Annotated in this window: 24 protein-coding genes; 2 read left to right on the top strand and 22 right to left on the bottom strand. The window is 53.8% G+C overall.

Translation table 11 applies throughout. The annotated features are described in order from the left end of the window. Positions 1–99: 99 nt before the first annotated feature. The 13 genes from PG1C_RS06865 to ppsA all read right to left on the bottom strand — a co-directional run bounded on the left by PG1C_RS06865 (position 100) and on the right by ppsA (position 11,981). Positions 100–678 (bottom strand): bactofilin family protein, encoded by a 579-nt coding sequence (locus PG1C_RS06865; RefSeq protein ID WP_202636724.1) that lies wholly within the window; start codon positions 676–678, stop codon positions 100–102. Between the two features lie 256 nt (positions 679–934). Continuing rightward, positions 935–1,747 (bottom strand): hypothetical protein, encoded by an 813-nt coding sequence (locus tag PG1C_RS06860; RefSeq protein WP_202636722.1) that lies wholly within the window; start codon positions 1,745–1,747, stop codon positions 935–937. Between the two features lie 78 nt (positions 1,748–1,825). After that, positions 1,826–2,374, bottom strand: coding sequence for a glycine zipper 2TM domain-containing protein (locus PG1C_RS06855; RefSeq protein WP_202636721.1), 549 nt, complete (start codon positions 2,372–2,374; stop codon positions 1,826–1,828). A gap of 152 nt (positions 2,375–2,526) precedes the next feature. After that, complete coding sequence (locus tag PG1C_RS06850; RefSeq protein WP_202636719.1) at positions 2,527–2,754, bottom strand: glycine zipper domain-containing protein; 228 nt, start codon at positions 2,752–2,754, stop codon at positions 2,527–2,529. 218 nt (positions 2,755–2,972) lie between these two features. Beyond that, positions 2,973–4,328: a sigma 54-interacting transcriptional regulator gene (locus PG1C_RS06845; protein ID WP_202636717.1), complete on the bottom strand. Its 1,356-nt coding sequence runs from the start codon at positions 4,326–4,328 to the stop codon at positions 2,973–2,975. Continuing rightward, positions 4,325–4,756 carry a hypothetical protein gene (locus PG1C_RS06840; RefSeq protein ID WP_202636715.1) on the bottom strand — a complete coding sequence of 144 codons (432 nt, stop codon included), beginning with the start codon at positions 4,754–4,756 and terminating at the stop codon, positions 4,325–4,327. Before PG1C_RS06840 ends, PG1C_RS06845 begins: the two co-directional genes overlap by 4 nt. 102 nt (positions 4,757–4,858) lie before the next feature. Continuing rightward, positions 4,859–6,280 (bottom strand): HAMP domain-containing sensor histidine kinase, encoded by a 1,422-nt coding sequence (locus PG1C_RS06835; RefSeq protein ID WP_202636713.1) that lies wholly within the window; start codon positions 6,278–6,280, stop codon positions 4,859–4,861. 61 nt (positions 6,281–6,341) lie between these two features. Further along, a complete protein-coding gene (locus PG1C_RS06830; RefSeq protein WP_202636711.1) occupies positions 6,342–7,067 on the bottom strand; it encodes a uracil-DNA glycosylase in 726 nt (241 codons plus the stop codon). Between the two features lie 20 nt (positions 7,068–7,087). Then, complete coding sequence (gene rimI, locus PG1C_RS06825) at positions 7,088–7,534, bottom strand: ribosomal protein S18-alanine N-acetyltransferase (RefSeq protein ID WP_237218318.1); 447 nt, start codon at positions 7,532–7,534, stop codon at positions 7,088–7,090. Between the two features lie 29 nt (positions 7,535–7,563). Further along, positions 7,564–8,253 (bottom strand): tRNA (adenosine(37)-N6)-threonylcarbamoyltransferase complex dimerization subunit type 1 TsaB, encoded by a 690-nt coding sequence (gene tsaB / locus PG1C_RS06820; RefSeq protein ID WP_202636709.1) that lies wholly within the window; start codon positions 8,251–8,253, stop codon positions 7,564–7,566. Between the two features lie 10 nt (positions 8,254–8,263). Beyond that, the gene (locus tag PG1C_RS06815; RefSeq protein WP_284431811.1) at positions 8,264–9,121 is read right to left on the bottom strand and encodes an SPFH domain-containing protein; all 858 of its coding nucleotides are present in this window, start codon (positions 9,119–9,121) and stop codon (positions 8,264–8,266) included. A 10-nt stretch (positions 9,122–9,131) separates the two neighbouring features. Then, on the bottom strand, positions 9,132–9,581 hold the full coding sequence (locus PG1C_RS06810) for an NfeD family protein (protein ID WP_202636706.1): 450 nt from the start codon (positions 9,579–9,581) through the stop codon (positions 9,132–9,134). Positions 9,582–9,584: 3 nt separating this feature from the next. Next, positions 9,585–11,981, bottom strand: a complete 2,397-nt coding sequence (gene ppsA, locus PG1C_RS06805) for a phosphoenolpyruvate synthase (protein WP_202636704.1) — start codon at positions 11,979–11,981, stop codon at positions 9,585–9,587. Positions 11,982–12,063: 82 nt separating this feature from the next. Here ppsA and ppsR point away from each other — a divergent pair, with 82 nt between their 5' ends. Continuing rightward, positions 12,064–12,900: a posphoenolpyruvate synthetase regulatory kinase/phosphorylase PpsR gene (gene ppsR, locus PG1C_RS06800; RefSeq protein ID WP_202636703.1), complete on the top strand. Its 837-nt coding sequence runs from the start codon at positions 12,064–12,066 to the stop codon at positions 12,898–12,900. Positions 12,901–12,939: 39 nt separating this feature from the next. Beyond that, complete coding sequence (gene ggt / locus PG1C_RS06795) at positions 12,940–14,685, top strand: gamma-glutamyltransferase (RefSeq protein ID WP_237218317.1); 1,746 nt, start codon at positions 12,940–12,942, stop codon at positions 14,683–14,685. 56 nt (positions 14,686–14,741) lie between these two features. Here ggt and PG1C_RS06790 read toward each other — a convergent pair whose 3' ends face one another. Genes PG1C_RS06790 through rseP form a run of 9 tightly spaced genes read right to left on the bottom strand, consistent with a single transcriptional unit; the run spans position 14,742 to position 23,860 of the window. Then, positions 14,742–15,524: a TrmH family RNA methyltransferase gene (locus PG1C_RS06790; RefSeq protein WP_202636701.1), complete on the bottom strand. Its 783-nt coding sequence runs from the start codon at positions 15,522–15,524 to the stop codon at positions 14,742–14,744. A 48-nt stretch (positions 15,525–15,572) separates the two neighbouring features. Further along, positions 15,573–16,163 (bottom strand): ribonuclease HII, encoded by a 591-nt coding sequence (gene rnhB, locus PG1C_RS06785; RefSeq protein ID WP_202636699.1) that lies wholly within the window; start codon positions 16,161–16,163, stop codon positions 15,573–15,575. Continuing rightward, positions 16,160–17,314, bottom strand: coding sequence for a lipid-A-disaccharide synthase (lpxB, locus tag PG1C_RS06780; RefSeq protein WP_284431804.1), 1,155 nt, complete (start codon positions 17,312–17,314; stop codon positions 16,160–16,162). The genes rnhB and lpxB overlap by 4 nt, the downstream gene beginning before the upstream one ends. Then, a complete protein-coding gene (gene lpxA, locus PG1C_RS06775; RefSeq protein ID WP_202636698.1) occupies positions 17,314–18,090 on the bottom strand; it encodes an acyl-ACP--UDP-N-acetylglucosamine O-acyltransferase in 777 nt (258 codons plus the stop codon). Before lpxA ends, lpxB begins: the two co-directional genes overlap by 1 nt. Further along, the gene (fabZ, locus tag PG1C_RS06770) at positions 18,087–18,545 is read right to left on the bottom strand and encodes a 3-hydroxyacyl-ACP dehydratase FabZ (RefSeq protein ID WP_202636961.1); all 459 of its coding nucleotides are present in this window, start codon (positions 18,543–18,545) and stop codon (positions 18,087–18,089) included. Before fabZ ends, lpxA begins: the two co-directional genes overlap by 4 nt. A gap of 35 nt (positions 18,546–18,580) precedes the next feature. Next, positions 18,581–19,633 carry a UDP-3-O-(3-hydroxymyristoyl)glucosamine N-acyltransferase gene (gene lpxD / locus PG1C_RS06765; RefSeq protein ID WP_202636960.1) on the bottom strand — a complete coding sequence of 351 codons (1,053 nt, stop codon included), beginning with the start codon at positions 19,631–19,633 and terminating at the stop codon, positions 18,581–18,583. A 12-nt stretch (positions 19,634–19,645) separates the two neighbouring features. Further along, on the bottom strand, positions 19,646–20,146 hold the full coding sequence (locus PG1C_RS06760; protein WP_202636696.1) for an OmpH/Skp family outer membrane protein: 501 nt from the start codon (positions 20,144–20,146) through the stop codon (positions 19,646–19,648). 22 nt (positions 20,147–20,168) lie between these two features. Then, positions 20,169–22,448 carry an outer membrane protein assembly factor BamA gene (gene bamA / locus PG1C_RS06755; RefSeq protein ID WP_202636694.1) on the bottom strand — a complete coding sequence of 760 codons (2,280 nt, stop codon included), beginning with the start codon at positions 22,446–22,448 and terminating at the stop codon, positions 20,169–20,171. A 50-nt stretch (positions 22,449–22,498) separates the two neighbouring features. Continuing rightward, positions 22,499–23,860, bottom strand: a complete 1,362-nt coding sequence (rseP, locus tag PG1C_RS06750; protein WP_202636692.1) for an RIP metalloprotease RseP — start codon at positions 23,858–23,860, stop codon at positions 22,499–22,501. Positions 23,861–23,870 lie beyond the last annotated feature (10 nt).

Here is a 23,870-nt window from a genome sequence, read left to right as displayed (position 1 = left end):
TGCAGCCTTACTACATCAAAATCAAGGACTCATTTTGTATGATCCGGCTGCGCACGGCAGCCGGATAGATCATTACCAGATAGGCTGGCAAACAAAATCTTATGCCCGCGCCGCAATTACCACCATTCCGGACTCTGCCTTGACTGCCAGGGAGCTCGTGCTAGCAGCAGTTGACTGAATGTCTCCACATATCTGTCCGCCTTCTTCAATCAGAATTTTTCCGTAACGAATCTTGCCGGTAACGCGGCCGGTCGCATGAATGACCAACTGGTTTCGGGCAGTGAGTTCGCCCTCAAAGCTACCGTGTATTTCTGCGGTATCGATACTCACGGTGCCGCAGAATGTGCCCTGTTCGGCAATACGGATGATATGGCTATCCATGGTCGCTTCGACCCTTCCCTCCACAACCAGCGTGTCGCAATCAAGAATCTCCGCGCCCTTGAGCTTGACATCGGGGCCCACGAGCAGACAGTTGCCGACGCCTGTTTCGGCTTTCGGTTGCGCAGCTGGGGTAGATAGAGTAGCGGGGATCGGATTCGCAGTGTCCCCTATCGGCAGCGTCTGAGGTGCAACTGGTTTTTGCGCCGGGGCGGGCATGGGACTCGATGGGCGGCCGAACAGACCACGTGAATTATTCGATCCATCGGACTTGCCGGTGAAATCGGGAGTTTTAAGCATAGTTTTTCCTTTTCAGAATGGTTACAGGACAGCCGGACAATCCTCCGGCCCTTGTGCTACTGGACAAGCCGTACGCGCGCACTTTCCTTATACTTTGCTGCAAGACAGCAGTCCGTCGTATCCCTTCACCATCACATGGCATTCGCGCGTCCAGGTACGGGAGACCGAAACCGGCATATCTAATAACTGTTGCCCCAGGCATTACTGATATGCCAGCTTCGGTTACGACAATGACATGACTTATCCGGAACTGGAGTTAGCGGCCAAGCCCCAGGCCGCGCCCAACACCAGCAGCGCCACCAATGCCAAGACCCATGCCGCCGCCACCCACACCACCGCCTTGCAGCAGCCCGGTCCGAGCACCAGCATCAATCTGAGCCCGGCTGTTAATGCCAGTACCCTCGCTACTGGTGTTAGCGTTACCACGTCCCGTCACCGATGCCCGAGTAGACACTTGCGCATCCGGTGCTAAATGACCGCTGGGGCTAACGTTGAGACTCTGGGCAATCTGGCTCCATCCCATGCCTTGACTGCGGAGTTGCAGCACGCCAGCGGTGCCGATTGTTTGTGCGCTCTTTCCTGTGCCGGACGCAGTAGCCTCACCCAACAACACCATTTGCAATTGCTTTGGCGTCGGGTTGGTAATACCTTGAGCCGCGAATTGGGCTTGGGTTAAAGACAACGCACGACTGACCTCGCCGTACCCCATCGGTTGGGTCGGTGGGGAGAAAACAAGGCGGCCGGATGCACCGGATTGCCCGCTCACCGTCAACGATACGGGCATGCTGTTACGCAATCCCTTGACCAGGCTCAATGCATTCTCGCGGGATCCGGCAAGCGTCTCAAATTCCTTCGCCAGGCGGTTGGCGGCAACCAGTTCTGCAGCACTCTCGTGCCCGGAAATAGCCCCAGCGGCAACAGTTTTCGAGCTTGCAGCCGTTTCACCGGACGTGGCGGAAATTGCCCCAGATGCTGCTCCAGAAGCTGTTGCACCGGCTGCTATTGCTACAGACGTGGCAAAGTAAATAGTGCTTAGGGCTAACAGTTGTTTTACATGTCGCTGCTTCATGCTACATCTCCTTCTCTAGTGATTACCGAGAATCCTCTCGGCCGGAAAAACGAATCAAGTTCAACATTTTGAAATGCTCTACGATTGCTGCACAGCCACACCATCAACGATCTTCACGTGATCGCCAGCTGCCACCCCGGGCGGATTGCGCTGATAGAGCGTACGTAGAACGCCATTCTCCATGCGCACGCGGATGCGATACGACGAAGTTTTGTGAGCACTTTTTTCGATCTCGTTACCGGCGTAGGCGCCACCAGCGCCACCTAAAAGAGTCATCGCAGTACGACCGTTACCTTGACCCATGCTATTGCCTATCAGGGCGCCGGCAACCCCTCCGGCAACTGCCCCCACGCCACTGCCCTGGCCTTTCATTTCGACCAGGTTCACCGATTCCACGACGCCGCAGTAACGGCAGGCAGAAGCCGCTGTGCGGTCATGCCCAGCGGAACCGGTACCAGACTTCGGCAGTGCTTCCTGTGTGGCTGCCGCAAGAGACGCCGCACCCGCTTCGGAATGAGCCGGCGGTAGGGCTCCGGTTAAAGTCGCGATGCCTAGCAAACTAAACACGGTAACGGCAATCGCTGCAATCACCATCAAGGGATAAAGCAGTTTGGGACGAGTTTGCATTTTGTTGTTTCTCTCTTTTCTGATTACGGGAACTATCTCATTCACGAGGTACCGAGGTCTCTTCCAGCCTGGCAGACCGTGCCGCGAATCAGCTATCTGCGATCAATGGCTCAAGCCTCGACGAAGCATTATTGGGACCTTCATTGGCAACACTACTTCCGTTGCATTTCCTTGCCGATACGATTGCCGATATAGGCTCCTGCAGCCGCACCTCCAATGGTGCCGGCTGAGCTACCGGTCAGTGACGTGCCGACGATACCGCCCACTACCGCGCCGGAAACGGTGCCTATTTCCTGCTTAGTGGGATTCGAGGTGCAAGCCGCGATGAGCGGAAGCGCCGCGAGCAAGAAAATTCTTTTTTTAATTCGCTGCCTGTTCATGGCATTGCTCCTTAAGTCAGTTGGGCATTTTGATTCAATGCTCAACCACCTACAAGCAACCACTGTGCCAGATTATTTTTATAATAAATTTCAATAACTTATGTTAGCCAGACAATTTCCACGTCATGGCGATCTGTCGCCATCAAGCGACAGATCGCTGCAAAGGCTTCACAACCCGATGAAACTGAATGATTTTTATTGTCGCGCTGTGGCGACAGTTACTTGAACAACGAAGGATCCATGGAATGGCGCTGCAGGAGCTTGTAAAAATCCGTGCGATTTCGCTGCGCCAAAGTGGCGGCGCTCGCAACGTTACCACCCGTCATTTTGAGCAGCCGTGCCAGGTAATCGGCCTCGAAGCGACGCCGTGCTTCATCGAAGGGGATAATATCTTCCAGTTCCCGAATGGCATTTTGCACCAGTGTGAGTGGTACGATGGGTCCGGTGGACAAGGCCACTGCCTGCTCTACCACATTGAGCAGTTGACGCACGTTACCGGGCCAACTGGCACGTACCAAAAGCTCCATCGCCTCCGGGGCAAATCCGTTGACTTCCTTTCGGTAGCTTCCTGAGATCTTGTGCAGAAAATACCTGGCGAGCAGAGGAATATCGTCGCGCCGTTCGGCCAGCGATGGAATCGCCAGCGCCACAACCTTAAGACGGTAAAACAAATCACTACGAAAACGTCCTTCCGCCATTTCCACTTCCAGATCGCGATGCGTGGCACTAATGACCCGAATATCTATACGATGCGACTTAGCTTCACCTAGCGGCCTCACTTCACGCTGCTCAAGCATGCGCAGTAATTTCACCTGTAATGGCAACGGCATATCGCCAATTTCATCAAGAAAAAGCGTGCCGCCATCGGCCTCTCTGACTAACCCTGCATAGTCTTTATTCGCCCCGGTAAATGCCCCGCGAACGTAGCCAAAAAGCTCAGATTCCAGAAGGTTTTCGGGAATTGCACCACAATTCACGGCTACAAAAGCAGCCTGTGAACGTGTGCTAGCAAGATGAATTGCCTGGGCCAACAGCTCTTTACCGGTACCGGATTCGCCATATAGCATGACGCTGGCGTCGCTAGCGGCAACCAATCTGGCTTGTGCCAAAAGACCTTCCATGACTGGGCTTTGGGTAACAATATTCGCCCGCCATGTTTGTTCGCCAAGCGCGTCAGTGGGGCTATTGACAGAAAATCGCAATGCCCGCTCTATCTGATCAATCAGCTCTTTGGCATCATAGGGTTTGGTCAGATAGCCGAACACGCCACGATTCGTCGCTGCAATCGCATCCGGAATGGTGCCATGGGCCGTGAGTATGATGACCGGTAACGCCGGATGCGTCACTCTGATGGCCTCAAACAATGCTGAACCATCCATACCCGGCATGCGCAGATCGGTAATAACCAGATGCGGCCTTTCAACGGCAATCATGGCCAGCGCGTGTTCCGCCTTATCAGTCGTGATAACGCCGTAACCTGCGGCCTCAAGTCGGATGGCCAGCAGGCGGAGCAAATCCGGGTCGTCATCGACCAATAAAATCTGTGATTGGGTCTGTGGCTGTGCCGGACTCATGGTTTTTCTTTGATCACATTCTCACGCTGTATCATTTTTTTCTCGATCTCCTTTAGCGCTTCGAGTTTGCTCTCAAGATCATCAGCGCGACGGGTCTGAGTTTGCAATGCTCCCTCTAACCGCTGGCGTTCGGCCAGGTCGGTGGACAACATCGCCGCCAGGGCATGCAACGAGCGTTCACGACGCTCCGTTTCTTTGGTCAGGGGTTCGAGCAGTTGCTGCGCATGATGGATGTCTCCACCTGGAAAAGACAAGACAATGGCATATTGAAGTTGATAGAAAACCGATTTGTCTTTCGCATAATTCTTGCGCGCGCGCTCAGTTTCCTTGGCAAGCTCAGTCGGCGAAAGCAAGCGTAGCTGATCAAAATAAGTAAGCAATGCAGCCGCACTACCTGACGTATTCCAGTAAACCGGGCTGGGCGTCACAACACTTTCTGGCGATTTTATCGCTGCGCAGCCCGCGAGCATGCCAAGCGAAAAGACCAGGAATGAATGTCTATAAAAAGAACACATCGTTTTTATATATCGTCATAAATTCAAGGGGAGTTGCACCGTAAAGTGGCCCTGTCCTCTGCCGACATTGATTTCGCCTCCCAGGGTCAGCACATGTTCTTTGGTAATTGATAAACCCAAACCAGACCCCTTGACAACACCAGCAGCCACGGCCTGCCCACGATAAAACGGGTCAAACAAGTTGTCTAAATCTTCATTGGCTACGCCCGGGCCCTCATCAATCACTGATAGCAAAGCATAACCATTATTTTTTGTTGCTGACACTGTAATCGTGCCACTTGAGGGCGAGTACTTAATGGCATTAGAGAGCAGGTTATCAAATACGATACGCAACCGTTCAGGGTCTGTGCGCAAAACAAAATCATCGACTTTCATATCCAAATTGATATGACGTGAGGTCATGGCCAAGCGCTGCTTGTCGATCACCTTCGTAATGACTTCGCCTGGCTTTACAGGCTGTAATTTAAGCGGTGTTTGCTGAAATTCTGACTCGCCATGACGCAACAGGTCTTCAATCAGGCGTTGCAAGTCGAGGCTATGCTGACGCAAGATGCAGACAATTTCGCGTTGTTTTTCCGTCAGCGGCCCGGCAATTTCCTCGGCTAATAAATCCGACCCTTCCCGCAAAGCGGTTAAAGGCGTTTTTAGCTCATGTGAAATCTGGCGCAAAAAACGGCTTTTTTGTTCTTCTAGCTGTACCAAACGTAAACGCAACCAATCCAGCCGATCGCCAAGCTGCTTTAGGTCATCAGGGCCATTCACTTCAATTCTGGCATCAAGACGACGTTCGCCCAGATCGCGAATACCCTGTTCAAGCTGGGCAATCGGCTTGGCGAGAAGATATGTAAACCCGGCGACGATGAATATCGACAAAGGGAGTAACAGGAAAAGCTGCCTTTTAACTTGCGTCTCGGTTTGCTCGGCCAACACTCGCAAAGACTCCGCCTCTTTATCAATCACCTTGCTCGAACGCGTTAATAGTTGCCGCGTTGTATCAGCGATGTCCGCATAGCGGATAGCCGCCTCAGGCGCTCCCGCTGCATCGATGCCAATTTTTACCAAATAGGCACTCAGTTGCTGCTCTTCTTGCTGCAAGCCAGTTAATTCCAGACGCATGGACGATTCAAGTGGCAGCTCGCCCAGCTGTGCACTTACACTAACAAACCGGTGATGCAAAGTAAGATAGCTCTCCCATAAAATCGGATCTTTCAAGATGACACTTTGTTGCGCGACGCGTTCCAACGAATTAGCCGTCTCGCTTAACTCCCGTGCCGCATGCGTCACGCGGGCGGCGTCATAAATGGCACGCTGACTTTGCGTCGAGAGTCGCTGTATCGCGACCGTATTGATCAGCAAACCAACAATCAAAGGCAATACTGCCAGTAAAAAGCCGACTGAAAGCAGTTTGAAGAACGATTTCGGATAATGAATAGGCATAAGAAGAAGTAGAGCAAAACCTGTTCCCGATGATGGACAGATCGGTATATGGCACTAAATATTATGGGTGTGCTTTTAATTGGCGCATCGTACTGCGCATAAAGCAAAGATCTTCCCATGCCTTGGCTTTGTCGAGAAGATTGCGCAACAGATAGGCCGGGTGGTAGGTGACGATCACTGGAATGCGCTCACGCTCATAGTCATGCAACTTTCCACGGGCAGCGCTGATTTTTACTTCGGCCTGCAGCAGCGCCTGCGCGGCGGGTCGGCCCATGGCTACAATGAGTTTTGGCTGGATCAAGGCAATCTGTTGTGCAAGATAAGGCCGACAGGCTGCAATTTCGTCGTGATCAGGTGTTCGATTTTTCGGCGGGCGACATTTAACGGCATTCGCGATATAAACATCCCGCCCGCGCTGCAGATCAATCGAGGCCAACATATTGTCAAGCAACTGGCCTGCCTGACCTACAAAAGGCTCGCCGCGCTCATCTTCTTCCGCGCCTGGTCCTTCACCGACAAAAAGCCAGTCAGCTTGGCTGTCACCTACGCCTAAAACGGCTTGTTTGCGCGCCTCACAAAGTCGGCACTGGCGACACGCCGAAACCGTAGCCGCCAAGGATTCCCAGTCGAGGTTTTTGATCGACAATGGCGCGTTATCGACTACCGCAGGGATGGTGGCTGCTGTCTCGGGCTCAGATAGCCCGGACACCACCTGTGGCGCCTTGCGAAGTTTCCACACCGGCCCCAGCCCCATTTCGCGCAGTATCTGATCTCGACTAGGTTTCATATATTCATCACTCACCTAAATCATAAATTTATTGCCATGACGATCGCATCTTCGCGTTGTTGTCCGGCAGCGTAATATCCTCGCCGCCGGCCGATCTCAGAAAAACCCAAGTGCCCGTATAACGCCTGCCCGGCGATGTTACCCGCGCGGACTTCCAACATCATGCGGACTGCCCGCCGTGCTTTTGCGCGCGTCATGAGATGATGGCACAGAGTGGTTCCGACCCCCTGCCGCTGAAAACAGGTTAACACGCTCAAATTGAGCAATTCCGCTTCATCCACCGCCAACATTACCACGCCGTAGCCCATCAACTGCCCATCGGCATGCAGCGCCAGCTGAGCATCGTATCCGGCTGCCAGCGCATCCGCAAAATTGCCGCGCGTCCATGGAGAAGGATGGAGTTGCCGTTCAGCGGCGACCACTTGATCAATATCCGCTAGCGTCATCGCGGCATAATGAAGATTCATTGCGCGCTAATTGCAAATCCGGTGCAAACTCATTTCAATCCGCCCCGCGCCAAACGTTCAGCCGTGGTGAATGCGACTTTGTCACGTACATACAAAGGCTGCGCCTGGGCTGCTGCCACGCCGCTTCCGTTGGCCAACACGCTGGCAGCCAAACGCGCCACGGCAACCGCTGAAGGGAAAATATCGGGGCGAACGCCGGTCAAGTCAGGCTTTCTGGTGGCCAATAGTTCGCCATAGATTTTAAAACCATCGCCCACACCCCAGGCGTTTTGAAAAGTCGGCGCTGGCAATACGGCAGGTGCGGCACAGTGAGGCGCCATCACTTCATGGACACGATCTCCCTCAATGGTATAGGCCGCAGCGTAAACTTCGTTCATGCGCGCGTCAAGACACGCCCAGACAGTATGTTCCCCAGACGCTAAGGCTAACGCGGCCAGCGTGGAGATCGGCGCCACTGGCACATCCAGGCCAAACGCCAGCCCCTGCGCAACACCACACGCCAAGCGCAAACCCGTAAAACCACCGGGGCCTGCGCCAAAGGCAATGCCATCCAGCTGCGTGAGCTTTATGCCGGATTGCGCCAGCAGTTCATGCACCCAAGGTAAAAGATATGCCGAGCCACTATTCGGGTGATCAGCAAACCGCTCGGTGAGTTCACCATCCTGCCAAAGCGCGACGGATAGGCGTCGCGTCGCCGTCTCGAAGGCCAGAAAGCGCACAGCCTAGTGATTAAACGCGCGGACGGCCAAACATGCCGCGCAAGGCGTCTTGCAAATCAGCGGGCAGCACAACCGTTTTGGCGTTTTCCGACGTGGCCAGGCTGCCCAAGGTCTGGATATATTTTTCGCCCAGTAAATAGCGCACGGGTGCATCGTCACTCCCCAGCGCTACCGCGACGCGCTTGATCGCTTCGGCGCTGGCGGTAGCCAGGGTGACTTGTGCTTCGGCTTGTAGTCGCGCCGCTTGTAACTGGGCTTCCGCGTTGAGAATGGTCGATTGCTTTGTGCCTTCGGCGCGAGTCACTGTGGCTTTGCGTTCCCGCTCGGCAGAAGCTTGCGCTTCCATCGCGCGCTGCATCGATTCAGACGGCTTGATGTCTTGTATCTCGACCGATTTGACGGTCAACCCCCAATCAATGGCTTCGTCGGCAATGCTCTCGCGCAAACGCGCCTTGATTGCATCGCGGTTGGACAATGCTTCATCCAGATTCATTTCACCAATGATCGACCGCAGCGTGGTCATGATCATGTTGCGAATCGCCTCGGAAAAATCCGTGACGCCATATACCGCCTTGACCGGGTCGGTAATCTTGATGAACGCAATCGCATTGGTCAGAATCACGGCATTGTCACGGGTGATGACTTCCTGCTCTTGCACATCCAGAATAATGTCTTTGGTCACCAGCTTGTAACGCACCTGATCCAGATAAGGAATGATGACATTCAGGCCGGGCAGCAATGTCGTGTGGTATTTGCCCAGCCGCTCGACAACCCATTCCTCGCCTTGTGCCACAATGCGCACGCCCTTGGCCACGGTCACTGCGGCGAAGACAAAGAGTGCAATTACAAAAAATCCAAGTTCACCCATCATGCGCTCCTCAAGTTTTACCCACTTTTAAAAACTGGCCATCCACTGCCAGCACTTTGACTCGCGTGCCAGCAGCAATGGGTTCATCGGCCAGGCAAGCCCAACGCTCTGCCCCCATGATGGGCTTTTGGAAGCGCACTTCACCGCGTCCTGATGCGGAGCCCACAGGTTCAATTGCGCTCACGAGCACCCCAATCTCACCTAATGCCTCATCCGCTTGGCCCGAACGCGTTTTGTTCACATGGCGAAAAAACTTGAACCACAACACCGTCATCACTATCGATGCAGCTGTCCATAGCAATATCTGCGCAGTGAAGCTCAAGCCCGGAAGCGCCAATAAAGCCACGCCCACGAGCAGCGCGCCCACGGCAAACCAGATGATAAAAAAACTGAACAAGGCCAGCTCAGCCAGAGCCAGCCCCATACCTAATACCATCCAGTGCCACCAGAGAATTTGCATGGTTTATTTTTTGTGGCTGGCGAGTCGCATCGAAGTATCAATCACGGTATCCGGATTCAACGAGATGGTCTGGATGCCTTCATCCATGAGCCACTCGGCAAAGTCAGCGTGATCCGACGGACCTTGACCACAAATGCCAACATACTTGCCCAAACGATTACACGTGGCAATGGTCATGGACAGCAACTGCTTCACTGCCGGATCGCGCTCGTCAAACGAATGCGCCACCAGGCCGGAATCACGATCCAGGCCCAGCGTCAGTTGGGTCAGATCATTCGAGCCGATGGAATAACCATCGAAGTGCTCAAGAAACTGCTCGGCCAGCAACGCATTGGAAGGGATTTCGCACATCATGATCAGCTTCAGCTCATTTTCTCCACGACGCAGACCATGCGCCGCCAGCAATTCGACCACCGTGCGGGCTTCATCCACCGTACGCACGAAGGGCACCATGATCTGCACATTGGTGAGCCCCATGTCATTGCGCACACGCTTCATGGCACGGCATTCGAGCTCAAAACAGGCGCGGAAAGACGGTGCGATGTAGCGTGAAGCACCACGGAACCCCAGCATGGGATTTTCTTCTTCCGGCTCGTAAATCTCGCCGCCGAGCAGTTTGCGATATTCGTTTGACTTGAAATCCGACAATCGAACAATCACCGGCTGCGGATAAAACGCCGCCGCAATGGTCGCCACGCCTTCAGTCAACTTCTCGACAAAGAATGTCTCAGGGGAAACATAACCGCGCGAACGACGCAGGATTTCTTCCCGCAGGCTGGCCGGTGCCTGATCAATCTCGAGAATCGCCTTGGGATGAATGCCGATCATGTTATTAATGACAAACTCAAGCCGGGCCAGACCCACACCGGCATTCGGGATCTGCGCAAACTCAAAGGCGAGTTCCGGGTTGCCCACGTTCATCATGATTTTCACGGGCAGCTTGGGTAAATTACCTGCATCCTGCCGCGTTATTTCAAACTCAAGCGCATCGCGATACACGTAGCCAGTATCACCCTCGGCACACGATATGGTCACGTTCTCACCCTCGGTTAACGAGGTGGTGGCATTGCCGCAACCCACAATTGCCGGAATTCCCAGTTCGCGCGCAATAATCGCCGCATGGCAAGTACGCCCGCCGCGATTAGTCACAATCGCTGAAGCACGCTTCATGACCGGCTCCCAGTTGGGGTCCGTCATATCCGCCACCAACACATCACCCGGCTGCACGAGGTGCATCTCGGTCGGATCTTTAACGACACGCACCACCCCGGAACCAATTTTTTGCCCGATGGCCCGACCACTCGTTAATACCTTGCCATGCTGCTTGAGCTTGTATTTTTCAATCACCGTGGCATGGCCATTCTGCGATTTCACCGTCTCTGGTCGTGCTTGCAGGATATACAGCTTGCCATCCTGACCATCCTTGCCCCATTCGATATCCATCGGCCGCTGGTAGTGCTTTTCAATGATCATGGCGTAACGCGCCAGCTCAAGAATATCTGCGTCTGTTAGAGAGAAAACATTCCGCTCGTTTTCTGGCACGTCTATCGTTTCCGTACTGCGCCCGGCCTGTCGCGAGTCGGTAAAGATCATCTTGATCAGCTTGCTGCCCATGTTGCGCCGAATGATGGAAGGCTTACCCTGCGCCAGCGTGGCTTTGTGAACATAAAACTCATCCGGATTCACCGCCCCTTGCACCACGGTTTCGCCCAAACCGTAACTTGAAGTGATAAACACGACTTTATCAAAACCGGATTCCGTATCCAGCGTAAACATCACGCCTGAAGCCCCGGTGTCTGAACGCACCATGCGCTGCACACCCGCTGACAGGGCCACCTCGGAATGCGCAAAACCTTTATGCACGCGATAGGCAATAGCGCGGTCGTTGTAGAGTGACGCGAATACTTCTTTGATGGCATGCAGAATATTGTCAAAGCCATGGATATTCAGAAAGCTTTCCTGCTGTCCGGCAAATGAGGCATCGGGCAGGTCTTCGGCAGTCGCCGATGAGCGCACGGCAAAAGTCGCTTCGGCGCCGCTGACGGCGATCAGCGCTTCGTATTCCTGCCTGATTTCGTCTTCCAGCCTGGGCGGAAACGGTGTATCCACCACCCATTGACGAATCTGCGCACCGACTTTTGCGAGTTGCTCAACATCATCAACATCCAGCGCATCCAGCGCGGCATTGATGCGATCGGCTAGTTCCTGATGAGCAAGAAACTCGCGATACGCCAGCGCCGTGGTTGCAAAGCCGCCCGGCACGCGCACTTGTGACGCGGCCAACTGGCTGATCATCTCACCCAGTGACGCATTTTTACCGCCAACATCCCCCACATCGGCCATGCGTAAATGCTCAAAGCCAATGGCGTAGCGATGCGTGAAAGGTGTAGATGAAGACATACAAGTTCCTTCTGTTAACATGGAGGGAAAACCGCCATTTTATAGCCATTTACATGCCTTCTACCTTATTGAGAGATTATTCATGACCCCTCCCGCTCCCACCCGGCATACGGTATTTTTTATCTCCGATGGTACGGGCATTACTGCCGAAACCCTGGGGCACAGTCTGCTATCCCAGTTTGAAGGCATCCAGCCGGCCCAAGTGCGCATGCCGTTTATTGATTCCGATGCCAAGGCGGCTGATTGTGTGGCCCAAATTAACGCGGCAGGAACCAAGGACGGTAACCGTCCTATTGTGATCTCTACGCTGGTGAACCCTGGGGCCGCCACCGTTCTGCGTCAGGCCAATGCGCTGATTCTCGACTTTTTCGGCGCATTTATCTCGCCACTGGAAGCAGAGCTTGGCATTAAATCCAGCCACACGATTGGTCGTAGCCATAGCCTCGTGAATTCATCAGAATATGTGGCGCGTATGGATGCGATCAATTTCACGCTGGCTCATGATGACGGTGTATCCAGCGCCGAACTGGATAAATCAGACGTAATACTCGTAGGCGTCTCGCGCAGTGGCAAAACGCCAACCAGCCTGTATCTGGCGATCCAATTCGGTATCAAAGCGGCTAACTACCCCTTGATTCCCGAAGACTTTGAACGCAACAAGCTCCCCGACGGGCTCAGTAAGCATCGGCACAAATTGTTTGGTTTGACCATCAACCCTGATCGACTCGCTGCCATCCGCCAGGAACGTCGCCCCGATAGTACCTACGCCTCCATCGAAAACTGCCGCTGGGAAATTGATCAAGCGCAAAAACTAATGCGCCGCGAAGGGATTGAGTGGCTTGAGTCAACCACCAAATCCATAGAAGAAATTGGCGCGACCCTACTTCAATCCTTAAAAATTGATCGACGCACTTGCTAAACCTCGCCTAATTTTGTACGCTCACCTTGGGATATCGCTTTGACTTCTGCACTTTTACGCAAAACCTCGCGCCTTCTCTTTGGCTTATTGCTCTTTGCAGCGAACTGCCAAGCCTTTGGCGCCTCGCAGTTTCCTGTCGCAGCAGAAAACGGCATGGTCGTTACAGCGCAACATCTGGCCACCCAGGTGGGCGTGGATATCTTGAAAAAAGGCGGCAATGCCATTGATGCCGCTGTTGCTGTAGGTTATGCCCTTGCCGTGGTCTACCCTGCGGCCGGCAACCTGGGCGGCGGCGGATTCATGACCATACAGCTGGCTGATGGCCGCAAGACCTTTCTGGATTTCCGCGAGAAAGCGCCCCTTGCCGCAACCCCCACCATGTATCTGGATGCGAATGGCGATGTCATCAAAAATCTAAGCACCCGCGGCTATCTTGCCGCAGGTGTCCCCGGCACCGTGGCCGGTCTCGAATTAGCACGGTCCCGCTACGGCACCATGCCCCGTACCCAACTCATCGCCCCGGCTATTGGGCTTGCCAAAAAAGGCTTTGTGCTCGATGAGGGGGACGTGGACATGCTCGCTCACGCCACAGACTACTTTCATCAAGATGCGCCCAGCGCCACCATTTTTCTACACCACGGCCGGCCTTTTACCGCGGGCGAACGGCTGGTGCAAAAAGACTTGGCCCACTCGTTGAGTCTCATCAGTCGTGAGGGTACCAAGGCTTTTTACAACGGCCCAATTAGCCGAGCGATCGTTGCCGCGAGTCAAAAAGGTCATGGGATTCTGAGTGAAGCCGATTTTGCACACTATCAAGCGCGCGAACGCTCACCGATCGAATGCGACTACCGCGGTTATCGCATCGTGTCGGCGCCGCCGCCGAGTTCAGGCGGTGTAGTGATCTGCGAAATCCTCAACATCCTGGAAGGCTATCCGCTGAAGGAACTGGGTTACCTTTCCGCAGAGGCAGTTCACTATCAGATCGAAGCCATGCGCCATGCGTATGTCGACCGCAACACCTATCTCGGCGATCCGGATTTCGTCAACAATCCAACCGGGCATTTGCTGGACAAAGGCTATGCGGCAAAAATCCGTGCCACGATTAATCCAGCCAAAGCAAGTGTCTCCAGCGAACTCAAACCCAACGTCGCACCACACGAGGTGGCGCATGAGGGTACGAACACCACGCACTACTCGATTGTGGACAAGGACGGTAACGCGGTATCAGTGACTTATACCCTGAACGCATGGTTTGGAGCCGCCGTCACGGCGGAAAAAACCGGCATCCTGCTGAACAATGAAATGGACGACTTCACCGTCAAGCCCGGCGTGCCCAACCTGTTTGGCCTGGTTCAAGGCGAAGCCAACGCCATTGCGCCGGGCAAGCGACCGTTAAGCTCGATGAGCCCGACGATAGTCTCGCGCGACGGCAAACCGGTAATGGTGATCGGCACACCAGGCGGTAGCCGTATCATTACCGTGGTGGTGCACACCATCCTCAATGTGATCGATTACGGCATGAACATTCAGGAGGCCATCGATGCCCCGCGTTTCCATCAGCAATGGCTGCCGGATGTCACCGAAGTCGAAACCTTCGCACTCAGCCCGGATACGCGCAAGATCCTGATCGGCATGGGCCATACCCTGGGTAATCCCCAACCCGCCAACCATGCCGCCGGCATTTTGATCGGCGCGCCCACGCTCGGCGGCAAACCGCGCGGCAACAACCGCTTCTACGGCGCCATCGATCCACGCCGCAACACGGGACAGGCATTGGGCTATTGACGCGCCGCTTATCTGCGTTACAAAAAGTCGGCGCTGGTGAGGCGGCACCATGGACACTACTGACGCTGGCGGACTGCCTCGAATAAACATACGGCCGCCGCCGCAGCAACGTTGAGCGATTCGCTCGTGGTGGCAAGCGGAATCGTGACCCGCTGTTGCACGGCGGCAATAAGTTCTGCCGACAGCCCTGCCCCTTCGTTGCCGAATAGCCAAACGATCGGTTGGCTGAGATCGAGCGCATACAGGCTGACGCCCTCGCGGGCCACCGTGGCCACCGGCATGCCGCTGCATATTGCCAGTGTCGCCGCCAGATCAGCCTGTTCGCGAATCCGTAAATTGAAATGTGCGCCCTGCCCGGCACGCAGCACACGTGGCGTCCATGCGCCTGCACAGCCGGGGCCGAGCACGATGTCACGCACGCCAGCTGCCGCTGCGGTGCGCAGGATGGTGCCGACGTTGCCGGCATCTTGTATCGCATCGAGCATGACCACATCCCCTGCGATATCGCCTTGCGAAGCTTGTGGAATATAGATAACAGCAGCAATGCCAGTGGGCGTAGCGACACCGGAAATTTCGCGGAACAGGGTGTCGCTGAGCAACAGACATTCAATATCGCCTGCACCGGCGAGCAGTGCGGCAATCTGTGGATGCTGCTGCCCGCTCTCGCTGACCAGTAGTTGCTGCACGGTGATGCGATGTGCGAAACAATCTGCCACCAGATGAATGCCATCGGCCAGCGTGCGCCCTTCGTGGCGCGGTGCGCGCGGGTCACTCGCCAGCGCACTGAGCGCTTTGAATGCGGGGTTAGCGCGCGAGGTAATGAGCCGCGGCGTATTCATGTACTCATCTGATGCCTGTACAACGCAACGAGATGATCCAAACCGGGTTCATGGTTTGTTCAACAAGGCGCGCACCGGTGCAAAACTTTTCCGATGAAAATGAGCCGGGCCGTGAATCTCTAAAGCAGCACGGTGCACTGCGGTGTCATAACCCTTGTGCCGGTCCAGTGCGTAGTGCGGATAGTCGGCGTGGATGCGCCGCATTTCAGCATCGCGCGCGGTTTTGGCGAGAATGGATGCGGCCGAGATGGCTGGTTCCAGCGCGTCGCCGCCAATGACGGCACGTGCCGGCATGGCCAGTGGCGGACAGCGATTGCCGTCAATCAAGGCTTCCGCCGGCTGGACCGGCAATGCTTCAACAGCGCGGCGCATGGCCAGCAGCGTGGCTTGCAGAATATTGATCTGATCGATTTCTTCTACCGTGGCGAAAGCGATACCAAAAGCGAGTGCTTTTTCGCGGATTTCCAACGCCAGACGCTCGCGTTTTTTCTCGCTCAATTTTTTCGAATCATCCAAGCCATCGATGGGCCGCGCCGGGTCGAGAATCACCGCTGCCGCATACACAGGGCCTGCCAGCGGGCCGCGGCCTGCTTCATCGACGCCACACACAAGCCGCACCGCTGTGATTTGCCCGCTCATGCCGTTTGCTGTTTTTTTTGCAGATACGGCAAGATGGCAGCAGCAGCTTTTTGTGCTGTGTTTTGCCGTAGCAGGCGGTGAATACCTGCAAACACACGCTGAATGCTATCCCGCACTTGGTGATCGACCAGTAAATTACCCACTGCCTGGGCAAGATTTTCCGCTGTGGCATCGTCCTGCAAAAATTCGGGCACGACAAAGCGGCCAGCCAGAATGTTGGGCAAACCTATCCACGGCTGATAACCCATATGACGCATGATGCGCCACGACCACGGTGATATTTTGTAGGTAATCACCATGGGTCGGCCTACCAGCGCGGCTTCCAGCGTCGCTGTGCCACTGGCAACCAAAGCCACATCACACGCTGCAAGGGCATCGAGCGCATGGCCAAACATCATCTTTAACGGTAACTCGTTCGCTTTGAGCTTCCATAAAGCGGTTTCAAATTGCAGACGGGTTTCACCCGAGGCCATGGGCACCAAAAACAGCGCGTTGGGGTTTCGGGCATGCAACAATTGGGCGGTGGCAATGAAGGTCTCTGCCATGTAGTGCAGCTCGGCTTGCCGGCTACCCGGGAGCAGCGCGATCACTGGTTGATCCAGCGGAATATCCAAACGCTCACGCATGGCATCCCGATTGGTTTGCAGCGGAATCACATCGGCCATGGGGTGGCCTACATAACTGCACTTAACCGATGTTTGGGCATACAGCGCTGGCTCGAACGGATATAGCGCCAGAATATGCGACATGGATTCAACGATTTTTTTCAACCGGCTTTTGCGCCAGGCCCAAATGGAAGGGCTAACAAAATGAACGGTAGGAATACCCGCCCGCTTGAGTTTTTTTTCCAGCCACACATTGAAGTCATAGCCATCGACGCCAATAAAAATATCCGGGCGGTCTTTGAGCAAGGTTTTGAGTAATTGGCGGCGAATGCGGGCGATGTCACAATAGTTGCGCAATGCCTCGAAATAGCCTCGCACGGCAAGCTTTTCAGCTGGCCAGCGTGAATCAAACCCTTCGCGCTGCATTTTTGGCCCGCCAATGCCATAAAAGCTGGCGTCTGGCCGTTGGGTTTTCAGTGCGGCTATCAGATGTGCCGCTAATTGGTCGCTGGAAGCTTCGCCAGCGACCATCGCAATACGCGCCATCAGCGGATAATTCCTCGACCAGGCTGGGCAAGAAAACGCGCCAGAACATCGAGCTCAGGTACTGTCAAGGCTTCTGTGGCAATCGTTGTACCGGCCTCTTCAAATGTGAGGCCTTTTTTGTACAGGGTTTTAAAAGCGCGGCGAATCGCGGCAATGGCTTCGGGTGAAAATCCCCGCCGTTTCAAGCCTTCTGTATTAATGCTGCGTGGCTGCGCCGGGCTGCCCGCCGCCATGACATATGGGGGCATATCTTGCAGTAAAACAGAGCTAACAGATGTCATGCTATGAGCGCCAACTCTCACGAATTGATGCACCCCGGTAAAGCCTCCGAGGATAACCCAGTCGCCAATATGCACGTGCCCTGCCAGTTGCGTACTGTTGGCAAAAATAACGTGATTGCCGATCTGGCAATCATGCGCGACATGCACATAAGCCATGATCCAATTGTCATCGCCCATGCGGGTAACGCCAACGTCCTGCGCTGTGCCACAGTTGAATGTGCAGCATTCACGGATGGTATTGCGGTCGCCAATTTCAAGCCGTGTGGGTTCGCCCGCATATTTTTTATCTTGTGGCACTTCGCCTATCGAGCAAAACTGGAATATCCGGTTGTCTTTTCCAATCGAGGTATGCCCTGTCACCACAACATGCGGCCCAATGGCGGTATTGTCGCCAATCTCGACATGCTCGCCGATAATTGAATAAGGACCGATAGTGACGCCCTCGCCCAATTTCGCGCCAGCATGAACAATGGCGGTAGGATGAATAGCTGTCATGCGACCGCAGGAAGTGCAAAGCCGCTGGGCTTGACCGAGCAGATCAAATCGGCTTCAGCAACGATGGTGCCATCAACCCGCGCGACGGCGGAATATTTCCATATGCCGCGCTTGTTAAGCTGCAGTTTGACGTCGATCAGCAGTTGATCGCCAGCGCTGACGGGCTTTTTGAAGCGCGCATTGTCGATGCCGACAAAATAGTAAACCGAGCTATCGTCGGGGAATTGGCCGAGCGTCTTGAACGACAGAATCGCCGCCGCTTGCGCCATGGCTTCAATTACCAGAACACCCGGCATCACCGGATGATGCGGATAATGGCCAGGAAAAAAAGGTTCGTTAATGCTAACGTTTTTCAGTGCGCTGATACGCTCGCCGGGAATGACTTCCAGCACGCGGTCGATCAGTAAAAATGGGTAACGATGCGGTAAATAACTCAGGACTTGATGGATGTCCATCTGGGTGTTGTTTGCATCGCCCGGGTTTATCTCGCTCATGACTTTTTCTCCATGGCAGCAAGCCGTTGTTCAAGGGCGCGAATTTTATCGGCCATTGCATCAAGATGGCGCAGATGCGAAAAATTTCTCAGCCAGTCAGCGTGGGTAAGAAACGGGGAAGATCCGCTGTACGTTCCGGCACGCGTAATTGATTTCGTGACCAAAGTGCCTGTGGTCACAATCACGTCGTCGGCTAGTGTCAGATGGCCCTGTATCATGGCGGCGCCGCCGATACTGCAACGCTCACCGATAATGGCGCTACCGGCAACACCAACACAGCCTGCAATGGCAGTGTCTATGCCGATTTTCACGTTATGCCCAATCTGAATCTGGTTATCCAGCTTGACGCCATTGCCCACCGTGGTATCGCCCAACGCACCGCGATCTATCGTCGTGTTGGCACCAATTTCAACATCATCACCAATCACAACGCGTCCATTTTGCGGAATCTTCACCCAGGCACCCGCAGGTTCGCGGGCGAAACCAAACCCGTCCGCACCAATGACCACGCCCGAATGAACGATACACCGCGCGCCAATGTGGCACTCAGCATAAATAGCCACGTGTGGCGCCAAGCGCGTTGCAGACTCAATGACCACATTTTCCCCAATGCTGCAATTCGCGCCGATCACAACATCCTCGCCAATCCGGGCACCGAGACCTATCGTCACATGCGGACCGATAGAGGCTGAGGCGGCTACTTGACCTTCAACGACTGCGCTGGCGTGAATTCCGGGGGTAACAGCGGGAGGGGGTGACAACCACTGGGCAACGCGGGCGTAATAAAGATAAGGCTGTGGCGTGACAATGACCGCAAATGAGTTTGAATTTATAGCATCTGCAGGGTCTGCAGGCTGCGCCATGATCACCGCCGATGCGCACGTATGACCCAGCTGAGAGCGATACTTTGGATTCGACAAAAAGGACAAGTCGCCGGGACCTGCCGTTTCAAGCGGCGCAACACGCACAATAGATAGATTTGCCGTATCACCAGCGCCGACTATTTCGCCCCCGAGACGAGCGACAATCTCACCCAGTCGCAACGCCACTGTCAAACCAACCTACTTCGTGCCATCGCCCAGCGCTTTGATAACCTTGTCGGTAATATCGATGCGCTGGTTGAAATAGACGGCTTCCTGAAGAATGATGTCAAACTTTTCGGCGTCAGCAATTTGTTTGATCACTTTGTTTATCCGCTCAAAGATCGCCGCCATTTCGTCATTTTGACGCTGGCTGAGATCTTCACGGAACTCACGCTGCTTACGCTGAACATCACGGGTCAGATCCGCTAGCTCACGTTCTTTAGTGCGCCGTTCGGCCTCCGTCAAGGTTGGCGAATTTTTGTCTAATGATTCCTGTAACGTCTGAAGCTGCTTCACCATGCGTTGCAGCTCTTGATCGCGCTTCTCGAAATCTTTTTCTATTCTTTTTTTCGCTTTGGCTGCCTGTGGCGACTCCGCCAAAATGCGTTGATTATTAATAAAGCCAATTTTAGTGTCGGCCTGCGCCGCGCCACACAGCATGAGCAACGCGATGCCAGTAATAGCAATATTTTTCAGCATGACAGTCTCGATAGTCGCTTTTCTAAAAAGTAGATCCTAATTGAAACTGGAAGGCTTGAACTTTGTCTTCCGTTTTTTTGTTGAGCGGTTTGGCAACAGAAAATTTGAGCGGCCCTAAAGGCGAGTTCCAGGAAGCGGAAAGGCCCGTACTAAAACGAAAATTTGTCGCAGAGAGTTTTTCACCTTCGCCGAATACCCCGCCTCCATCAACGAAAGCACTGAAGCGGAAAGAGCGATCCTGCCTGGCCCCTGGAAGACCGAATAATAACTCGGTACTACCCGTCACGCGCTTAGTGCCACCTAAAAAGTCACCCGTCAGCACATCTCTTGGCCCCAGGCTGTTGGATTCAAACCCGCGTACAGAGCCGATGCCACCCGCATAGAAGTTTTTAAAGAAGGGGACTTCTTTATTGCCATAGGCCCTGGCCAGACCAAGCTCACCCGTCAATGCCAGGGTAAAAGTGTCATTCAAATGCGAGAAGCGCTGGTGTTTATATGTTCCGCGCAGATAAGTTGCGGTGCTTCCTGGTAGCGCAACTTCCAGGCTAACGCTGTTTAAGGTGCCTTTGGTCGGGTACAACAGGCTGTCACGTTCATCCTTCTGCCAACCCACGGTGGAGGACAAGGTATTGCTTGCCGAGCCAAACTTATTGACGTAGTCGATATATCGTTGTGCGGAGAAAGTCCCTGTTTTTAAATTAGTATGATCGGCAGACAAGCCAAGAAAAATATAATCATCTTCGCCAATCGGCACCCCATAGCGCACGCCACCACCGGTGGAGTCCGCCGTAAAACTACTCACGGAAAGTGAGGACGTGTCTGTTCGGCGAGTATAAATGTCAAAGCCTCTGCTAACGCCATCCACGGTGTAATAAGGGTCGGTATGCGACAAAGACAATATGCGGTTGGATTTACTGGTACTCACCTGTACACCAATGTGCTTACCGCTACCAAAAACGTTTTCCTGCTGCACGGCACCCGATAAGGTCAATTTTTCAGAGCTGGAGAAACCTGCACCCAATGAAATGTTGCCAGTCGGTTTTTCCTTTACCTTTAAATCCACGTCAATTTGATCTGTTGTCCCAGCAACAGCAGGGGTTTCCATGGTCACGTCTTCAAAATAGCCCAGACGATCGACGCGATCGCGTGACTTTTTAATACGCTCGCCGTTATACCAGGCCGATTCCATCTGGCGCACTTCGCGGCGAATAACTTCATCGCGGGTTCGCGTGTTTCCCAGCACATTAATGTGCCGCACATAGACGCGCCGACCGGGATCAACCATCAACGTAAAGGCGACCTGACGTTTTTCTTTATTGAGTTCAGGGGCTGCATTCACATTGGCAAAAGCGTAACCATCATCCCCTAAACGATCGCTAATCGCTTTTGTCGTTTCAGTCATCGACTCGCGCGAAAAAACATCGCCTGGTTTCATTTTCACGAGCTTGAGCAGCTCAGCTTCTGGCAGCAGAAGGTTTCCAGCCAGCTTGACTGATGAGATGGTGTACTTTTCGCCTTCACTGATATTGATGGTGATGTAAATATCTTGCTTGTCAGCAGAAATAGACACCTGGGTAGATTCGACATTGAATTCGAGGTAACCCTGATTCATGTAGTAAGAGCGCAGCGTTTCCAGATCACCTGAAAGTTTTTGCTTTGAGTACTGATCGTTTTTTGTGTACCACGTCAGCCAGCCAGAGGGGCTAAGCGCCATCAGTTTGAGCAGATCGCTGTCCTTAAAGGCTTTTGCGCCGACAATATTGATCTGCTTGATTTTGGCAACTTCGCCTTCATTCACAATGAACTTGATACCCACACGATTGCGCTCTAGCGGAGTAACATTCACTTTGACATCAACCGCATAACGGCCTTGCGAGAGGTATTGGCGCTTGAGTTCCTGCTCAGCGCGTTCCACCATCGCACGGTCAAAAATACGCGATTCAGCAAGCCCAATGTCACGCAAACCTTTTTTAAGGTCTTCCGCCTTGAATGACTTCAACCCAACAAAATCAAGTGTCGCGATAGCGGGGCGTTCTTCGAGTACAACCACCAGGACCTGGCCATCAATCTCAAGACGAACGTCCTTAAAAAATCCGGTTGCGAACAGCGCTTTGATCGCGCTGGCTGCTTTTTCATCATTGATCGTATCGCCAATCTTGACGGGTAGATACGAGAACACCGTACCCGCCTCCGTGCGCTGAATGCCTTCAACACGAATATCCTTGATTTGAAATGGCTCGAATGCAAAAACAGCCCGTGCCAGCAAAGCTGAAACTAAGCCAGCAAGTAATTTTTTATTCATTGTTATTCGTTGGATAAAGACGCCAATTAGCCAGAAAAATAGCCGAAAAATCAACCAGAAAAAAGACGATTAAAGTCGTTATAAAAAGCAAACAGCATGAGCAGTGCCAGCAAGGCGAAACCTACCTGTTGTCCAATCGCCAAGACTCGATCGGAGAGCGGCTTCCCCTTGATGAACTCAGCAAGATAATACATTAAATGCCCCCCATCCAGAACCGGAACAGGCAGCAGATTAAGTACGCCAAGGCTGATACTGATCAGCGCGATAAAGCTAAGGTAATAGCTCAGTCCAAGACGTGCTGTTTGGCCTGCGTAATCGGCGATGGTGACAGGACCGGATAGGTTTTTCCAGGATAGTTCCCCAGTGAGCATGCGTCCCATCATGCGCAAACTGATGATCGCGGTATCCCATGTTTTAGCCACGGCACGGATAGCCGCTTCCCCTGGGCTGTAACGAACCAGGGTAGTCATTTCAGTGACAGCTGACGCGTCTTCCTTAACGGCAATCCCAAGCCGACCAACACGTGCTTCACTCTCTCCGCTCAGCTGAGGGATGGCAGTAAGGTTCATCCGCTGCCCCGCCCGATCAACAGTAAACACTAACGGCCGCCCGACGGAATTTCGCACGGCAGCTGCAACGTCAGCCCACTCGGAAATTGTTTTGCCATCAATTTCCAGCATCCGATCATCCGCTTGAAAGCCTGCGATTGCAGCAGCTGATGACGGCATGATCTGCCCGACAATCGCAGGCAGACGTGGTCTATAGAGCAGTAAGCCCAAAGGGGTCAGCGGATCTTTTTCTGTCTCAGCGAGCGAAAACCGCAGATTATTCAGGTGATATACCACTGGGATTCCCTGGCTTGTCGTGCCATCCAGCTCCAGCGCCACCGCGTTCATCGTCTGTCGCATCACTTCCCAGCGTAAATCCTGCCAACTGGCAATGGATTTGCCATTCACGGCACGCACGGTGACACCTGCTTCAATCCCGGCAACAGCGGCCGGGCTGCCTTGCGGCGGGACACCCAGACGCGGCTTTAATTCGGTAATGCCTGTCATGAATACCAGCCAGTAAAGCAAAATAGCCAACAACAGATTGGCAACAGGTCCCGCAACAACAATAAAGGCGCGGCGACCAACGGGTTGCCGGTTAAAGGCGCGCGGTAATTCGCTAGCAGCCACGGGACCTTCGCGCTCATCGAGCATCTTGACATAGCCACCCAAGGGTAACAGCCCAATGGCCCATTCCGTTTGATCGCTACCTGGACGTCGTGACCACATAACGCGCCCAAAACCTATCGCAAAACGCAATACTTTGACACCGCACATGCGAGCGGCAAAATAATGGCCAAGCTCATGCACCAAAACCAGCAGACCCAATGCCAGTAAAAAAGCACCCGCATATAATGCAATCATTTGAAAATTC

Source organism: Rugosibacter aromaticivorans, assembly GCF_000934545.1.
Lineage (GTDB): Bacteria > Pseudomonadota > Gammaproteobacteria > Burkholderiales > Rhodocyclaceae > Rugosibacter > Rugosibacter aromaticivorans.
Note: the sequence above shows the minus strand (reverse complement) of the source record. Positions and strands in the feature narration are given on the sequence as shown.

Excerpts from the sequence above, each read along its gene's own strand:
- bamA (WP_202636694.1), bottom strand. The coding sequence starts at position 22,448 with ATGAATAAAAAATTACTTGCTGGCTTAGTTTCAGCTTTGCTGGCACGG.
- rseP (WP_202636692.1), bottom strand. The coding sequence starts at position 23,860 with ATGATTGCATTATATGCGGGTGCTTTTTTACTGGCATTGGGTCTGCTG.
- PG1C_RS06850 (WP_202636719.1), bottom strand. The coding sequence starts at position 2,754 with ATGAACAGGCAGCGAATTAAAAAAAGAATTTTCTTGCTCGCGGCGCTT.
- ppsA (WP_202636704.1), bottom strand. The coding sequence starts at position 11,981 with ATGTCTTCATCTACACCTTTCACGCATCGCTACGCCATTGGCTTTGAG.
- PG1C_RS06845 (WP_202636717.1), bottom strand. The coding sequence starts at position 4,328 with ATGAGTCCGGCACAGCCACAGACCCAATCACAGATTTTATTGGTCGAT.
- ppsR (WP_202636703.1), top strand. The coding sequence starts at position 12,064 with ATGACCCCTCCCGCTCCCACCCGGCATACGGTATTTTTTATCTCCGAT.
- PG1C_RS06855 (WP_202636721.1), bottom strand. The coding sequence starts at position 2,374 with ATGCAAACTCGTCCCAAACTGCTTTATCCCTTGATGGTGATTGCAGCG.
- rnhB (WP_202636699.1), bottom strand. The coding sequence starts at position 16,163 with ATGAGCGGGCAAATCACAGCGGTGCGGCTTGTGTGTGGCGTCGATGAA.
- PG1C_RS06860 (WP_202636722.1), bottom strand. The coding sequence starts at position 1,747 with ATGAAGCAGCGACATGTAAAACAACTGTTAGCCCTAAGCACTATTTAC.
- PG1C_RS06865 (WP_202636724.1), bottom strand. The coding sequence starts at position 678 with ATGCTTAAAACTCCCGATTTCACCGGCAAGTCCGATGGATCGAATAAT.
- PG1C_RS06835 (WP_202636713.1), bottom strand. The coding sequence starts at position 6,280 with ATGCCTATTCATTATCCGAAATCGTTCTTCAAACTGCTTTCAGTCGGC.
- lpxA (WP_202636698.1), bottom strand. The coding sequence starts at position 18,090 with ATGACAGCTATTCATCCTACCGCCATTGTTCATGCTGGCGCGAAATTG.
- PG1C_RS06760 (WP_202636696.1), bottom strand. The coding sequence starts at position 20,146 with ATGCTGAAAAATATTGCTATTACTGGCATCGCGTTGCTCATGCTGTGT.
- PG1C_RS06815 (WP_284431811.1), bottom strand. The coding sequence starts at position 9,121 with ATGGGTGAACTTGGATTTTTTGTAATTGCACTCTTTGTCTTCGCCGCA.
- fabZ (WP_202636961.1), bottom strand. The coding sequence starts at position 18,545 with ATGGACATCCATCAAGTCCTGAGTTATTTACCGCATCGTTACCCATTT.
- rimI (WP_237218318.1), bottom strand. The coding sequence starts at position 7,534 with ATGAATCTTCATTATGCCGCGATGACGCTAGCGGATATTGATCAAGTG.
- lpxB (WP_284431804.1), bottom strand. The coding sequence starts at position 17,314 with ATGGCGCGTATTGCGATGGTCGCTGGCGAAGCTTCCAGCGACCAATTA.
- PG1C_RS06830 (WP_202636711.1), bottom strand. The coding sequence starts at position 7,067 with ATGAAACCTAGTCGAGATCAGATACTGCGCGAAATGGGGCTGGGGCCG.
- PG1C_RS06810 (WP_202636706.1), bottom strand. The coding sequence starts at position 9,581 with ATGCAAATTCTCTGGTGGCACTGGATGGTATTAGGTATGGGGCTGGCT.
- PG1C_RS06790 (WP_202636701.1), bottom strand. The coding sequence starts at position 15,524 with ATGAATACGCCGCGGCTCATTACCTCGCGCGCTAACCCCGCATTCAAA.